At 67.4% G+C, this 14,380-nt stretch carries 15 protein-coding genes and 1 pseudogene; 12 read left to right on the forward strand and 4 right to left on the reverse strand.

The window, feature by feature from the left end:
• Positions 1–12 precede the first annotated feature (12 nt).
• Positions 13–396, reverse strand: a complete 384-nt coding sequence (locus tag ACMV5O_RS15550; protein ID WP_416164310.1) for a YchJ family protein — start codon at positions 394–396, stop codon at positions 13–15.
• A gap of 183 nt (positions 397–579) precedes the next feature.
• On the opposite strand from ACMV5O_RS15550, the gene ACMV5O_RS15555 reads away from it, so the two are divergent.
• The 7 genes and pseudogenes from ACMV5O_RS15555 (at position 580) to ACMV5O_RS15585 (ending at position 7,547) form a co-directional block, all read left to right on the forward strand.
• Positions 580–1,374: a DUF502 domain-containing protein gene (locus ACMV5O_RS15555; RefSeq protein WP_416164311.1), complete on the forward strand. Its 795-nt coding sequence runs from the start codon at positions 580–582 to the stop codon at positions 1,372–1,374.
• A 146-nt stretch (positions 1,375–1,520) separates the two neighbouring features.
• Positions 1,521–4,118: a bifunctional aconitate hydratase 2/2-methylisocitrate dehydratase gene (acnB, locus tag ACMV5O_RS15560; RefSeq protein ID WP_416164312.1), complete on the forward strand. Its 2,598-nt coding sequence runs from the start codon at positions 1,521–1,523 to the stop codon at positions 4,116–4,118.
• A 155-nt stretch (positions 4,119–4,273) separates the two neighbouring features.
• Entirely contained in the window at positions 4,274–4,519 is a 246-nt protein-coding gene (locus tag ACMV5O_RS15565; RefSeq protein ID WP_416164313.1) for a type II toxin-antitoxin system CcdA family antitoxin, read from the forward strand.
• Positions 4,519–4,818 carry a CcdB family protein gene (locus ACMV5O_RS15570; RefSeq protein ID WP_416164314.1) on the forward strand — a complete coding sequence of 100 codons (300 nt, stop codon included), beginning with the start codon at positions 4,519–4,521 and terminating at the stop codon, positions 4,816–4,818. Before ACMV5O_RS15565 ends, ACMV5O_RS15570 begins: the two co-directional genes overlap by 1 nt.
• Positions 4,819–4,863: 45 nt before the next feature.
• A complete protein-coding gene (locus tag ACMV5O_RS15575; protein ID WP_416164315.1) occupies positions 4,864–5,943 on the forward strand; it encodes a DEAD/DEAH box helicase family protein in 1,080 nt (359 codons plus the stop codon).
• A 160-nt stretch (positions 5,944–6,103) separates the two neighbouring features.
• A pseudogene (locus tag ACMV5O_RS15580) lies at positions 6,104–6,927 on the forward strand (ABC transporter substrate-binding protein).
• A 35-nt stretch (positions 6,928–6,962) separates the two neighbouring features.
• A complete protein-coding gene (locus tag ACMV5O_RS15585; protein WP_416164316.1) occupies positions 6,963–7,547 on the forward strand; it encodes a DUF5610 domain-containing protein in 585 nt (194 codons plus the stop codon).
• Here ACMV5O_RS15585 and ACMV5O_RS15590 read toward each other — a convergent pair.
• Entirely contained in the window at positions 7,507–8,565 is a 1,059-nt protein-coding gene (locus tag ACMV5O_RS15590) for an LLM class flavin-dependent oxidoreductase (RefSeq protein WP_416164317.1), read from the reverse strand. The two genes, ACMV5O_RS15585 and ACMV5O_RS15590, sit on opposite strands and share 41 nt — an antisense overlap.
• Before the next feature lie 47 nt (positions 8,566–8,612).
• Here ACMV5O_RS15590 and ACMV5O_RS15595 point away from each other — a divergent pair, with 47 nt between their 5' ends.
• From ACMV5O_RS15595 to ACMV5O_RS15615, 5 genes are all read left to right on the forward strand, one after another.
• Entirely contained in the window at positions 8,613–9,518 is a 906-nt protein-coding gene (locus ACMV5O_RS15595) for an ATP-grasp domain-containing protein (RefSeq protein WP_416164318.1), read from the forward strand.
• 109 nt (positions 9,519–9,627) lie between these two features.
• Complete coding sequence (locus tag ACMV5O_RS15600; protein ID WP_416164319.1) at positions 9,628–10,419, forward strand: ABC transporter substrate-binding protein; 792 nt, start codon at positions 9,628–9,630, stop codon at positions 10,417–10,419.
• Positions 10,420–10,549: 130 nt separating this feature from the next.
• Positions 10,550–11,236 carry an ABC transporter permease gene (locus ACMV5O_RS15605; protein ID WP_416164320.1) on the forward strand — a complete coding sequence of 229 codons (687 nt, stop codon included), beginning with the start codon at positions 10,550–10,552 and terminating at the stop codon, positions 11,234–11,236.
• A complete protein-coding gene (locus tag ACMV5O_RS15610) occupies positions 11,233–11,958 on the forward strand; it encodes an ABC transporter permease (protein ID WP_416164321.1) in 726 nt (241 codons plus the stop codon). The genes ACMV5O_RS15605 and ACMV5O_RS15610 overlap by 4 nt, the downstream gene beginning before the upstream one ends.
• A 22-nt stretch (positions 11,959–11,980) precedes the next feature.
• Positions 11,981–12,745: an ABC transporter ATP-binding protein gene (locus ACMV5O_RS15615; RefSeq protein ID WP_416164322.1), complete on the forward strand. Its 765-nt coding sequence runs from the start codon at positions 11,981–11,983 to the stop codon at positions 12,743–12,745.
• Here the strand turns inward: ACMV5O_RS15615 and ACMV5O_RS15620 are convergent.
• Both ACMV5O_RS15620 and ACMV5O_RS15625 read right to left on the reverse strand, forming a co-directional pair.
• Complete coding sequence (locus ACMV5O_RS15620) at positions 12,738–13,868, reverse strand: MFS transporter (RefSeq protein ID WP_416164327.1); 1,131 nt, start codon at positions 13,866–13,868, stop codon at positions 12,738–12,740. The genes ACMV5O_RS15615 and ACMV5O_RS15620 overlap by 8 nt on opposite strands.
• A gap of 99 nt (positions 13,869–13,967) precedes the next feature.
• Positions 13,968–14,380: transposase (locus ACMV5O_RS15625; protein ID WP_416164323.1), on the reverse strand; the 413-nt coding region annotated here is incomplete at its 5' end.

The raw sequence follows: 14,380 nt of genomic DNA on the forward strand, positions 1-14,380 counted from the left end.
CGGATCTCCGGTTCAGTAAAGGGTGCCATCGACATAGAACCAGCGCCCGTCCTCGAGCACGAATCGGCTCAGCTCATGCAGACGGTGCGCTCGGCCACCGACTCGGTAGCGGGCGACGAACTCGACCTCGGCATGCTCGGCGTCGAGTTGCCGGTACGCCTTGACCTGCAGCCCGATCCATTTTGGCGGATGAGTGTCGTCGTGGTCGATGGCGGCGGGGCGGGTGGTGCGATGCCAGGTGGCGAGCAGGTAATTGTCCAGGCCGAGTGCGAAGGCTGCATAGCGCGATCGCATCAGGGCCTCGGCCGTTGCGGCGCTGGCGCCGGCGTGCAGCGGCCCGCAGCAGCGTGCATAGGGGCGGTCCGAACCGCAGGGGCAGGGCTGGTCGGGCTTCATCTGGCATGAGCTTGCATGGCGATGCAATTCTGCACCATGGCAGGCGGCGGCCGCAAAAAACCCGCGCTGGACCTCTCGCGTGGACACGAGACGCCTTCCCCTCGAAGTGCGCTGCGGCAGTTGGCGCGGCGCTTGCGGTATCCTCGTGCTCCTTCGCACACGGCCCGAGACCAGACGCTCGCGATGGACAAACATACCCAAGAACGTATCCGCAACACGCGACGCTACCTGCTCATCGGCCTGCTTACGGCTGCACCGCTCTGGGTCACCTGGCTCGTCTTGGATTTCATCTTCACCCAGCTATCCAAGCTCGGCACGCCCTGGGTGGTCGCGATCTCACGCGGGCTACGGCGCAACTACCCGGCGGTGGCGGACTTCATCCTGCTGCCGCAGTTCCAGTCCGTGCTGGGGGTGATCTTCACCGTGGTGGTGCTCTACGTGTTGGGCTGGCTGGCCTCGCTGGTGATCGGCCAGCGCATCATCGGCTGGCTCGAGCGCCTGGTGCAGAGCATCCCGCTGGTGGCGGCGATCTATGGCGGCACCAAGCGCTTCCTGGCGGCGGTGAAGGAAAAGCCGGAGGGCGTGCAGCGCGTGGTGCTGATCAGCTTTCCCTCCCAGGACATGAAGGCGGTCGGCTTCGTCACCCGCGTCATCCGCGACGAGAGCACCGGCGAGGAGCTGGCCGCGGTCTACGTGCCCACCTCGCCCAATCCGACCTCGGGCTACATCGAGATCGTGCCGGTGGCGCAGGTGGTGTCGACCGACTGGACCATGGATGAGGCGATGAGCTTCGTCATGACCGGCGGCGCCACCTCGCCCTCGCACATCCGCTTTCGCAACCCGCCCGGCGGCGGCCTCGCCGTCGGCGGGCAAAGCGCTGCGCCCGCGGCCGGTGTGGGCGAAGTGGACACTACGACGATGGCAGAGGCGCCGGCGCGGGGGGATGTCGATCTGGGCCTGCGCCAGCGAGAGGAGTAGAATTTTGCCGGTTTTGCATCCGGATCGGATGTCTTGGTGTTGCACTGCACCGCAAGTCTTATAAAAGACATATAATCCGGCCTGATCCGAACGGGTATCCTCCGTCCGGAGCCTGATCACCGCCACGAACAAGTGAGGAAGTCGCCGTGCTTGAAGCCTACCGCGCCCATGTCGCCGAACGTGCCGCCCTCGGAATTCCGCCGCTGCCGCTGTCCAAGCAGCAGGTCACCGAGCTGGTCGAGCTGCTGAAGAACCCCCCCGCCGGCGAGGAGGCTTTCCTCGTCGAGCTCCTCACCTATCGTGTGCCGGCAGGCGTGGATGATGCCGCCAAGGTCAAGGCCGAGTTCCTCGCCAAGGTCGCCAAGGGCGAGGAAGCCTGTGGCCTGGTCTCGCGCGCGAAGGCCACCGAACTGCTCGGCACCATGCTGGGCGGCTTCAACATCAAGCCGATGATCGACCTGCTGGCCGACGCCGAAGTGGGCACGGTCGCCGCCGAGGGTCTGAAGAAGACCCTGCTGATGTTCGACTACTTCCACGACGTCAAGGAACTGGCCGCCGCCGGCAACGCCAACGCCAAGGCCGTCATGCAGTCGTGGGCCGACGCCGAGTGGTTCACCAGCCGCCCGGAAGTCCCCGCCTCGCAAAAGCTCACCGTGTTCAAGGTCACCGGCGAAACCAACACCGACGACCTGTCGCCCGCGCCCGACGCCTGGTCGCGCCCTGACATCCCGCTGCACGCGCTGGCCATGCTGAAGAACCCGCGTCCGGGCATCGAGCCGGAAGAGCCGGGCGTGCGAGGCCCGGTCAAGTTCCTCGAAGAGCTGCGTGCCAAGGGCAACCTGGTCGCCTACGTCGGTGACGTGGTCGGCACCGGTTCCTCGCGCAAGTCCGCCACCAACTCGGTGCTGTGGTTCACCGGCGAGGACATCCCCTTCGTCCCCAACAAGCGTTTTGGCGGCGTGTGCCTGGGCTCCAAGATCGCCCCGATCTTCTTCAACACCATGGAAGACGCCGGCGCGCTGCCGATCGAGATCGATGCCGGCCAGATGGAGATGGGCGACGAGATCGAGCTCAAGGTCGATGACAAGTCGGGCAAGGTCACCGCGCTCAAGAACGGCGCCGTGATCGCCGAATCGCAGTTGAAGACCCTGGTGATCCTCGACGAAGTGCGCGCCGGTGGCCGCATCCCGCTGATCATCGGCCGCGGCCTCACCACCAAGGCGCGCGAGGCCCTCGGCCTGCCGCCCTCGACGCTGTTCCGCCTGCCGCAGGCCCCCGCCGATTCCGGCAAGGGCTTCAGCCTGGCGCAGAAGATGGTCGGCCGCGCCTGTGGCATGCCGGAAGGCCAGGGCATCCGCCCGGGCACCTACTGCGAGCCCAAGATGACCACCGTCGGCAGTCAGGACACCACCGGCCCGATGACCCGCGACGAACTCAAGGACCTCGCCTGCCTCGGCTTCTCCGCCGACCTGGTGATGCAGTCCTTCTGCCACACCGCCGCCTACCCGAAGCTGGTCGACGTCAAGATGCACCGCGAGCTGCCGAGCTTCATCAGCACCCGCGGCGGCGTGTCGCTGCGTCCGGGCGACGGCGTGATCCACTCCTGGCTCAACCGCCTGCTGCTGCCCGACACCGTCGGCACCGGCGGCGACAGCCATACCCGCTTCCCGATCGGCATCTCCTTCCCAGCCGGCTCGGGCCTGGTGGCCTTCGCCGCGGCGACCGGCGTGATGCCGCTCGACATGCCTGAATCGGTGCTGGTGCGCTTCAAGGGCACGCTGCAGCCGGGCGTCACCCTGCGTGACCTGGTCAACGCCATCCCGCTGTACGCGATCAAGCAGGGCCTGCTGACCGTCGAGAAGAAAGGCAAGAAGAACATTTTCTCCGGCCGCATCCTCGAAATCGAAGGCCTGCCGGATCTCAAGGTGGAGCAAGCCTTCGAACTCACCGACGCCTCGGCAGAGCGCTCCGCCGCCGGCTGCACGGTCCACCTCAACAAGGCGCCGATCGTCGAGTACATGAACTCGAACATCACGCTGATGAAGTGGATGATCGCCAACGGCTACGAGGACAAGCGCACCCTGGGTCGCCGTATCAAGGCGATGGAAGAGTGGATCGCCAAGGGCGAGCTGCTCAAGGGCGACGCCGACGCCGAATACGCCGCCGTGATCGAGATCGACCTCGCCGACATCAAGGAGCCGATCGTCGCCTGCCCGAACGACCCGGACGACGTCAAGTTCCTCTCTGAGGTCGCCGGCGACACGATCGACGAAGTCTTCATCGGCTCGTGCATGACCAACATCGGCCACTTCCGCGCCGCCGGCAAGGTGCTCGACGGCAAGACCGACATCCCGACCCGCCTGTGGATCGCCCCGCCCACCAAGATGGACGCGATGATCCTCAACGAGGAAGGCTACTACGGCGTGCTCGGCAAGTCCGGCGCCCGCATGGAGATGCCGGGCTGCTCGCTGTGCATGGGCAACCAGGCGCAGATCCGCAAGGGCAGCACCGCGATGTCGACCTCGACGCGTAACTTCCCCAACCGCCTCGGCATCGACACCCGCGTCTATCTGGGCTCGGCCGAGCTGGCCGCGGTGTGCGCGCTGATGGGCAAGATCCCGACGGTGCAGGAGTACATGGCGCAGGTCGAGGTGGTGAACAAGAAGGCCGCCGACATCTATCGCTACATGAACTTCGACCAGATCGAGGAATTCCGTTCGGTGGCGGATACGGTGGAAGTTTGAGTCGGTAGGTAGCTGATTGGGTGGGACGGCCGCGAGGCCGTCTTACAGGGAACCCCTCGTCAGACATGGCGGGGGGTTTTGCTTTATGTGGGCGTGAATGCGCACGAAATTCCGCATCTATAATGTAGGCACATGTTTCACGAGGCGACTCCATCATGATGCACACGACTGCTCCCGGCGCTGCCCGCAAACCGACGAACGTGACGCTCGATGAAGCCTTGCTTGTAGAGGCGAAGGCCCTGCGCATCAACATTTCACAGGCGGCCGAGGCCGGTTTGGCACTTGCCGTGGCGGAGCGTCGCGCAGCGCAATGGCTCGAAGAGAATCGTCGCGCGCTCGACAGCTCGAACGCATACGTTGAGCAGCACGGCTTGCCGCTCGCGCAGTTTCGGAACTTCTGATGGCACGCTTCGACGTCTACCGAAATAGCGCGGGCGAGGGCTTTCTGCTCGACGTTCAAGCCGACCTGCTGAGCCACCTGAACACCCGGGTCGTCGTGCCGCTGCTGCCGAGCGGTGGTGAGCTCCAGCCAGCCCGAGGGCTCAATCCCATCTTTGAGATCGAAGACGGCCGTTTCGTGATGGCTACCCAGTTCATGGCGGCGGTACCGGCCAGCCTGCTCAAGGCGCCGGTGGCGCGACTTGGCGCTTTCAGGGCCGAAATTACGACAGCGCTGGATATGTTGTTTCAGGGGTTCTGAAGTCTCAGGGACCATTCGCCAAGGCGGAGGACCAGCGGGAGTCGTATGACACTGCCTGATGGTCTCTACGACCAACTCCTCACCGAGGCCCTTCGCGACGCCGTCACCCGGACGACTGACGAGCACGCGCACAGCCTCAAACCCCTCACCGCGGAAGACGCCCCCGGACGCCTCGCCGACGCGCTCGCCTCCCAACTCTCCCGCATCCTCGACGACCTGCACGGCGACGGCGCCGAGAAGCTCCGCCAACAGCTCGACCTGGTCAATTTTCTCCTCATCAGCCTGAAGCAGCGTCTCGGCACGCGCGCCGAAGAGGGGGAGACGCTCGCCGCTCCGCCGCAGATCCTCCAGGCTATCCACCAGCAGTCGCCCAAACCGTCGATTCCGGAGACCGGCCTGGCTTTCCCCTGGCTCTTCACCGCGGGCAAGGGCTCGCCGTCGCTGCTGACCGAGTTGCGCCGCGAACTGGCGGCCTGCGATCAGGTGGACATCCTGGTGAGCTTCATCACCCATTCCGGCGTGCGCAAGCTGCTCGATATCCTGCAGTCGATCACCGCGGCCGGGCCCGATGGCCAGCCGCGCACGCGCCTGCGGGTGCTGACCACCACCTATACCGGCGCCACCGAGATCCGCGCGCTGGACGAACTCGCCCGGCTGCCGGGCTGCGAGATCCGGGTCTCACTCGACGGCCGTCGCACGCGGCTGCATGCCAAGGCCTGGCTGTTCCGCCGCCGCACCGGCTTCGGCTCGGCCTACGTGGGCAGCGCCAACCTGTCGGGTGCGGCCTTGATGGGCGGGCTGGAATGGACGGTGAAGTTCACCGAGCGTGGCCAGCCCGATCTGTTCGAGCGCGCCAGCGCGCACTTCGAGATGCTGTGGGAGGACAGCGAGTTCCAGGGCTACGACCCCGCCAACCCGGCGCATCGCAAGGCGCTGGGCGAGGCGCTCAGGCGCGAGTCGGGGGACGGGCTGATCGCGCGTCCGACCTACTTCGACCTCGAGCCCAAGGCCTACCAGCAGGAGATGCTCGACCAGCTGCAACTCGAGCGCGATCACGGCCGCTGGCGCAACCTGGTCGTGGCTGCGACCGGTACCGGCAAGACGGTGGTGGCGGCCTTCGACTAAAAGCGGCTTTGCCTGCAGGCTGGCGGGCGGCCGCGGCTGCTGTTCAGGGAGTTCAGCATCTTGCGAGGGGCGTGAGCGGCAGGGGCGGGCGGTCTGATTGGGAAAGAATTGCGGCTGGGGACGCGCCTGCAGGTGCTCGCTGGTGAGGGATAATCGGCGCATGAACCCACGCCGACTCCCCTCCCGAATCGTCTGCCTCACCACCGAAACGGTCGAGGTCCTATACGCCCTGGGCGAGGAAGCCCGCATTGCGGGCATCACGGGCTACACCGTGATCCCGCCGCGCGCTCGCAAGGAGAAGCCCAAGGTGTTCGCCTTCTCCAGCGGCGACCTGGAGAAGATCCTCGCGGTCGAGCCCGACTTGGTGCTGGGCTTTTCCGACATGCAGGCGGACGTGGCGCGCGACCTGATCAAGGCGGGCGTGGTGGTGCATGTGTTCAACCAGCGCAGCGTCGACGGCATCCTGGCGATGGTCGAGACAGTGGGCCGGCTGGTGGGGGCGGAGGAGCGCGCGCTGGCCCTGGTGGCTCAGCTCGAGGCGACAATGGCGGCGGTGCGTGCGCAGGCCGCTGCGCTGCCGCGGCGGCCGCGGGTGTACTTCGAGGAGTGGGACGAGCCGCCGATCAGCGCAGTGGGCTGGGTGTCGGAGTTGATCGGGATCGCCGGCGGCGAGGATGTGTTTGCCGAGCGCGCACGCCATCCGGGCGCGGCCCAGCGCATCCTGGCCGATCCGCTGGAGGCGGCAAGGCGGGCGCCGGACATCGTGGTGGGCTCGTGGTGTGGCAAGCGCTTCCCCCCGAGCGCGTGGCCACGCGTGCGGGCTGGGAGGACGTACCGGCGGTGCGCGACGGCGAGCTGCACGAGCTGAAGTCGGCGCTGATCCTGGCGCCGGGGCCGGTGGCGATCCGCGAGGGCCTGCCGGCGCTGGCGCAGATCATTGCGCGCTGGGCGGGGCGTGAGGCGGGACCTACGGGCACGGTCTAGAATTAAAACAGTGAATTCTGAAGAAGGAGTCGACCATGAACACGATCCTGCCCGCGCAGTCTGCCCTCGCCAGTGGTGCCTTTCAGCCGGGTGAGGTCGTGCGCCAGAACGGCGCGGCGGGCTCGCGCGCACAGCGTCAGGACGAGGTGTCGGAAGGCGCCTTGCGCAAGGATCTCAACGGCAAGATCCTGCAGGCCTCGCTTGAGGTGTCGATCCGGTCGGGTAACGAGTCGCAGGCCTTGCTGCTGCGCACGGCGATCGAGGGCATCAACGAGGCGCTGGCGCCGATGCTGGGGCCGGATGCGATCCAGAACGCGATGAGCCAGGACAACTCGGCCGAGGCCACGGCCGAGCGCATCGTGTCGATGTCGACCGCGTTCTTCGATGCCTACGCCGCGCGCCGCCCGGGCGACGACCCGGAGACGGTGCTGCGCGACTTCATGGACGTCATCCGCGGCGGTTTCGAAAAGGGCTTCGGCGAGGCGCGCGACATTCTCGATGGGCTCGGCGTCTTCAACGGCGCAGTCGAGGCCGACGTGATGAAGACGCGCGAGCGGGTGCTGCAGGGTTACGACCGCTTCATGCTGGCGCGGCTGCCGAGCGCTGATCAGCAGGCCTGAGGGCGGGCAGGCCCCACGCCTCGGCCACGAGCGCGAAGGACTTGAGCCGCGCAGCGTGATCGAAGATCTGCGCCGTGAGGACAAGTTCGTCGGCGCCGGTCTGCTCGATCAGGCCTTCGAGCTGCTTGCGCACTTCAGCCGGTGAGCCGACGGCGGAGCACGCTAGCGATTCGTCGGAGAAGGCGAGTTCGGCCGGCGACCAGTCGTTTTCGACGAAGGCTTCGGGCGGCTGCAACTGGCCGCGCACGCCGCGCGCCATGGCGGCGAAGCGCAGGCGCAGCGAGCGCAGCAGGTGCTGCGCGGCCTCGTCGGTGTCGGCCGCGATGGCGTTGGCGGCGACCGCCACGTAAGGCTTGTCGAGCTGTTCCGAAGGCTGGAAGCGGCTGCGGTAGAGGTCGATGGCCTTGAACAGGAAGCGCGGCGCGAAGTGCGAGGCGAAGGCGAAGGGCAGGCCGAGGTGGGCGGCGAGTTCGGCGCTGTAGAGGCTGGAGCCGAGCAGCCAGATCGGCACGTTCAAACCGGCGCCGGGCACGGCGCGCACAGCCTGGTTGGGCTGCACTGGCTTGAAGTAGGACTGCAGCTCGAGCACATCCTGCGGGAAGTTGTCGTCGCTGCCGGCGAGGTGGCGGCGCAGGGCGCGGGCGGTATTCTGGTCGGTACCCGGCGCGCGGCCGAGGCCGAGGTCGATGCGCCCCGGGAACAGCGACTCGAGCGTGCCGAACTGCTCGGCGATCACCAGCGGGGCGTGATTGGGCAGCATGATGCCGCCGGCGCCGACGCGGATGCGCTCGGTGGCGCCGGCGATGTGGGCGATGACCACCGCGGTGGCGGCGCTGGCGATGCCGGTCATGTTGTGATGCTCGGCGAGCCAGTAGCGGGTGTAGCCGCAGCGGTCGGCAAGCTGTGCGAGCTCGCGGGTGTTGCGCAGCGCATCAGCCGGGGTGCTGCCGGCAGTGACCGGCGCGAGGTCGAGGACCGAGAGCGGGATGGCGGCTTGGGGGAGGGCAGGGTTGGACATGGCAGTCTTGCTAGAATCACGGCCCCCGATTACGCCACAGGCGCGCGATGACTGCAAAGCCGATCGATGTGCTGATCCTCACCGAGGACCGTTACGTTCAGCTCGACCCCAAGGACTGGTACCAGGCGCAGATCGCGCGTGAGGAAGAACTGGTGGCCTCTGCGCTGCGCGCGCTGGGCCTGCGCGTGGCGCGCCGCTCGTGGTCCGACCCCGACATCGACTGGACGCGCTGCGGCTGCGCGCTGTTCCGCTCGACCTGGGACTACTTCGACCGCTTTGGTGAATTCTCACCCTGGCTGGACGCGGTGTCGGGTCAGACGCGGCTGTTCAACGACGCCAGCCTGATCCGCTGGAATGTGGACAAGCACTATCTCGCCGACCTGGCGGCGCGCGGCGTGGCGATCGTGCCGACGCGCTTCGTCGAACGCGGTGAGGCGATCTCGCTGGCGGCGATCATGGCGGCAGAGGGCTGGGACGAGCTCGTGTTCAAGCCGGTGGTGTCGGGCGCTGCACGGCTGACCTTCCGCGTGAGCAGGGCCTCCGTTGCCGAGCATGAGCCGGTGTTCGCGCGCGGTGTGGCGCAGGAGGCGATGATGGTGCAGGCCTTCGAGCCGGCCATCGTCGGCGACGGCGAGCTGTCGCTGATCGTCATCGACGGCCGCGCGACGCACGCGATCCGCAAGACGCCGCGCGCGGGCGACTTCCGAGTGCAGGACGACCACGGCGGCACGGTGCATGCGCACACGCCGGATGCCGCCGAGCGCGCCTTCGCTGAGGCGGCGGTGGCGGCCTGCCCGATGCGGCCGCTGTATGCGCGCGTGGACTTCGTGCGTACCGCGCCGGGGGCGTTTCGCCTGATGGAGCTCGAGCTCGTCGAGCCGGAGCTGTTCTTCCGCTTCCATCCGCCAGCGGCGCAGCTGCTGGCGCAGGCGCTGGGCGAAAATCTGCGCTGAATCAAGGGCTTTTGCGCACCGCAGCATTGCCCGCCGTCGTTGAATTCCGGCAACTCCCGGCATTGCAGCGGTTAGAATGCCGCCGTTAACGTTCAATGAAGGACTGCTCATGATCCGACGCACGCTGATGCTCGCCGCGCTGGCGCTGGCTGCCCAGGGGGCGATGGCCAAGGACTGGGACACCATCCGCTTCGCCACCGAGGGCGCCTACCCGCCGTTCAACACCGTCGATACCAGCGGTGCGGTCCAGGGCCTGGACGTGGATGTCGCCAACGCGCTGTGCGAGGAACTCAAGGCCAAGTGCGTGTGGGTCAAGCAGGAGTGGGACGGCATGATTCCCGCGCTGCTGAGCCGCAAGTTCGATGCCATCTCGGCCTCGATGTCGATCACCGAGGAGCGCAGGAAGCGCGTCGATTTCACCGACAAGTACTACGCCACCCCGCTCGCGCTGGTGGCGAAGAAGGACAGCGGCCTGCTGCCCGAGCTCGAGCTGCTCAAGGGCAAGCGCATCGGCGTGCAGCGCGGCACCGTGGCCGACAGCTTTGCGAGCCGCTTCTGGGCCAGCCAGGGCGTGACCGTGGTGCGCTATGCGCGCCAGGAAGAGGCTTACCTTGACCTGTCCGCCGGCCGCATCGACGCCGCCTGGGCCGACGCCCTGGTGGCCGACGGCGGTTTCCTGAAGCAGCCTGCCGGTGCCGGCTACGAGTTTGCCGGCGGCCTGTACCACGGCCGCAACGCCGACGAGAAGGGCGTGATCGGCGAGGGCGTGGGCATCGCGCTGCGCAAGCAGGACACCGAGCTCAAGGACAAGCTGAACCAGGCGCTGGCCGCCATTCGCGCCAATGGCAAGTACGACGAGATCCGCAAGAGGTACTTCGACTACGACATCTACGGCGAGTGAGTCGGCAGGGTGCGCGCGGGCGTGATCCACTGCCCGCCGCACTGCATGACCCCGGCGGCGGCCTGATGGCCGCCTTCATGTTTCTGCTCCTGCCACGGGCCGCATCCGCGGCCGGGCCGGGACCTTTCCGATGCTCCACGGCTATCTACCTTCCCTTCTCGACGGCGCCTGGGTGACCTTGCGGGTGGCGGTGTTCTCGCTGCTGCTCGCGCTCGTGCTCGGCCTGGTCGGCGCCTCGTCGCGGCTGTCGCCGAATCCGCTGCTGCGGCTGCCGGCCACGGTGTACACGACGGTCGTGCGCGGCATTCCCGACCTGGTGATGATGCTGCTGATCTTCTACGGCGGTCAGGTCGGCATCAACGTGATCACCGACGCGCTCGGCCTGGAGTATGTGGACGTCAACCCCTTCGTCGCCGGCGTGGTGACGCTCGGTTTCATCTTCGGGGCCTATTTCACCGAGACCTTCCGCGGCGCCTTCATGGCGGTGCCGGCGGGGCAACTCGAGGCCGGGCGGGCCTACGGCATGAGCCGCTGGCAGGTGTTCCACCGCATCCTGTTCCCGCAGATGCTGCGCCATGCCTTGCCCGGCCTGGGCAACAACTGGCAGGTCATGCAGAAGAGCACCGCGCTGGTGTCGATCATCGGCCTCTCGGACATCACCTGGCTCGCCGACCAGGCCGGCCGCACCACGCACGAGCCCTTCCTGTTCTACGCCGTGGTGTGCGTGTTCTACCTGCTGCTGACGGCGTTGTCCGGGCTGGTCTTCGGCTGGCTCGAGCGGCGCTACTCGGTGGGCGTGCGGAGGGCGGCGACATGATCGAGTGGAGCCTTTTCGCCGAAAGCTGGCCCGCCTACCTCGACGGGCTGTGGCTGACGGTGAAGCTCACCGTGCTGTCGCTGATCGCCGGCCTGGTGCTGGCGATCCCGCTCGCGGTGCTCCGTGTGTCGCCGAATCGCTGGCTTTCCGCACCGGTGTGGGCCTACAGCTATTTCTTCCGCGGCACGCCGATGCTGGTGCAGCTGCTGCTGATGTACTACGGCCTCGGCCAGTTCGAGTGGATCCGGGCGCAGTGGGAGGCAGGAAACGCCTTCTGGCTGGTCTTCCGCGACCCCTACGGCTGTGCGCTGGTCACCTTCGCGCTCAACACCGGCGCCTACACCACCGAGATCATCGCCGGCGCGCTGCGTGCGATGCCGCACGGCGAGATCGAGGCCGCGCGCGCCTGTGGCATGAGCCGCTTCACCATGCTGCGCCGCATCCTGCTGCCCGGCGCGCTGCGCCGCGCGCTGCCGGCCTACAGCAATGAGATCATCTTCATGCTGCACGGCACCTCGATCGCGTCCACCGTCACGCTGGTGGATCTGACCGGCGCCGCGCGCAATGCCTACTCGCAGTACTTTGCGCCGTTCGAGGCCTTCATCTTCGCCGGCCTGATCTATCTGTGCCTCACCTTCGCGCTGGTCGGCCTGTTCCGGCTGGCCGAGCGGCGCTGGCTCGCCCATCTGCGTCCGCGAACCCCGGTGCGCAAGGCGGCCTGAGCCTGCTTCAAGGACATCTTCAATGACCCAGCTTACCGTCGAAGACCTGCACAAGCGCTATGGCGACCACGAGGTGCTGAAGGGCGTGTCGCTGTCGGCCGAGGCCGGCGACGTGATCACCATCATCGGCTCGTCCGGCTCGGGCAAGAGCACCTTCCTGCGCTGCATCAACTTCCTCGAGCAGCCCGACGCCGGGCGCATCAGCGTTGCCGGCGAGGAGATCCGCCTGGTGCCGGGCAAGGACGGGCACCTGCGGGTGGCCGATGCGAAGCAGTTGCAGCGCCTGCGCACGCGGCTGGCGATGGTGTTCCAGCACTTCAACCTGTGGGCGCACATGACGGTGCTCGAGAACGTCATCGAGGCCCCGGTGCATGTGCTCGGCGTGCCCAAGAAGGAAGCGCTCGAGCGTGCGATGGCCTACCTCGACAAGGTGGGCATCAGCCGCTTCAAGGACAGCTACCCGGCGCATCTGTCGGGCGGCCAGCAGCAGCGCGTGGCGATTGCGCGCGCGCTGGCGATGGAGCCGGCGGTGCTGCTGTTCGACGAGCCGACCTCGGCGCTCGACCCCGAGCTGGTGGGCGAGGTGCTGAAGGTGATGCGCGGGCTGGCCGAGGAGGGCCGCACCATGGTGGTGGTGACCCACGAGATGGGCTTTGCGCGGGAGGTGTCGAGCCAGGTGATGTTCCTGCACCAGGGCCTGGCCGAAGAGAGCGGGCCGCCGGCGCAGGTCTTCGGCCAGCCGAAGAGCGAGCGCCTGCGTCAGTTCCTGTCGGGCAACCTCAAGTAGGCAGGCGGCGCAGGTACAGGCCCACGCCAAGGGTGGCGAGCACGCAGGCGCCCAGCAGCGCCGACAGCCCGCCCCAGTGTCCGGCGGTCCACGCGGTGCCGGCCAGGCTGCCGATGACGCTGGCGCCGAGGTAGTAGCTCGACAGGTAGAGCGCCGACGCGAGCGCACGCCGTTCGCCCGCCCGCCGTCCCACCCAGCCGCTGGCGAGCGCATGGGCGGCGAAGAAACCGAAGGTGAACACGCCCACGCCGGCGACGATCAGCCACAGCGGCTGCGCCAGCGTCAGCGCCAGGCCGCTGCCCATCACCACCACCATCCGCCACATCACCTTCTGCCGCCCATGGTGCTCGGCCAGGCGGCCGCTGAGCGCCGAGGCCCAGGTACCGACCAGATAGAGCAGGAAGATCGCGCCGATGGCGCTCTGGCCGAGCGCATAGGGCTGCTCGAGCAGGCGGAAGCCGAGGAAGTTGTACAGGCCGACGAAGGCGCCCATGGCGAGGAAGGCGACCAGGAACAGCCAGGGCAGCCCGGGGTCGCGGTAGATCGCTCGCGCATCGCGGAAGATGCGCGCCGGCGTGGCTGCGCGCGGCACGAAGTGGCGCGACGCCGGCAGCCGGCGCCAGAACACCAGCGCGGACACCAGCCCGAACACGCCGATCACCGCGAGCGCGGTGCGCCACGAGCTCCAGTCGGTGACGAGTGCGCCGACGAAACGCCCGCTCATGCCGCCCAGTGCATTGCCGGCGATGTAGAGGCCCATTGCCCGCGCCTGCGCGTTGGGCGCGACCTCCTCGCCGATGTAGGCCATGGCCGCCGCGGGCAGGCCGGCGAGCACCGCGCCGAGCAGGGCGCGCAGCACCAGCAGCGAGAAGAAGTCGGGCGCGAAGGCGGTGGCGAGCGCGAGCGCGGCGGCGATGGCGAGCGCGAGCTTCATCAGCTGCTGGCGGCCGAGGCGGTCGGCGAGCACGCTGCCCGGAATCAGCATCAGCGCGAGCCCGGCAGTGGTCGCCGACACGCTCAGGCTGGCGCTCGCCGCGCTGACACCGAACTCGGCCGCCAGCAGCGGCAGCAGGGGCTGGGTGCAGTAAACGAGCGCAAAGGTGGCGAAGCCGCCGATGAACATCGCGATGTTGGCGCGGCGGTACGCGACCGTTCCGGCTACGAGGTGGGTCGAAGGCGCGTCGGCAGCGGCAGTGTCGGGCTGGGACATGGCTCGGAGGCGCTAGTGTAGTGCTGCATTTTGTTTGGAACTTAAGCGGCTGTTTGCGCGAATGACCTTCTGCAGGATGTCGCGAGCGCTCTTGGTCCAGATGAAGGGCTTGGGGTCAGTGTTGTGGTGAGCGATGTATTGATCAATGGCGGTGATGAGTTCGGGAACGCTGGTGAAGACCCCACGGCGCAGTCGCTCGGTGGTGATGTCACGAAAGAAGCGTTCGACCATGTTCAGCCAGGAGGCCGAGGTAGGCGTGAAATGCATGACGAAGCGCGGATGCTTGGCCAGCCACTCTTGCACGACAGGATGCTTATGTGTCGCGTAGTTGTCGGCGATCAGGTGCAAGGTCTTGTCCTTGGGCGTTTCACGGTCGATCTTTTTCAGGAACTTCAACCATTCGGCGTGGGTGTGCCGCTGCTGAC

The organism is Thauera sp. WH-1 (genome assembly GCF_047806685.1).
Lineage (GTDB): Bacteria > Pseudomonadota > Gammaproteobacteria > Burkholderiales > Rhodocyclaceae > Thauera.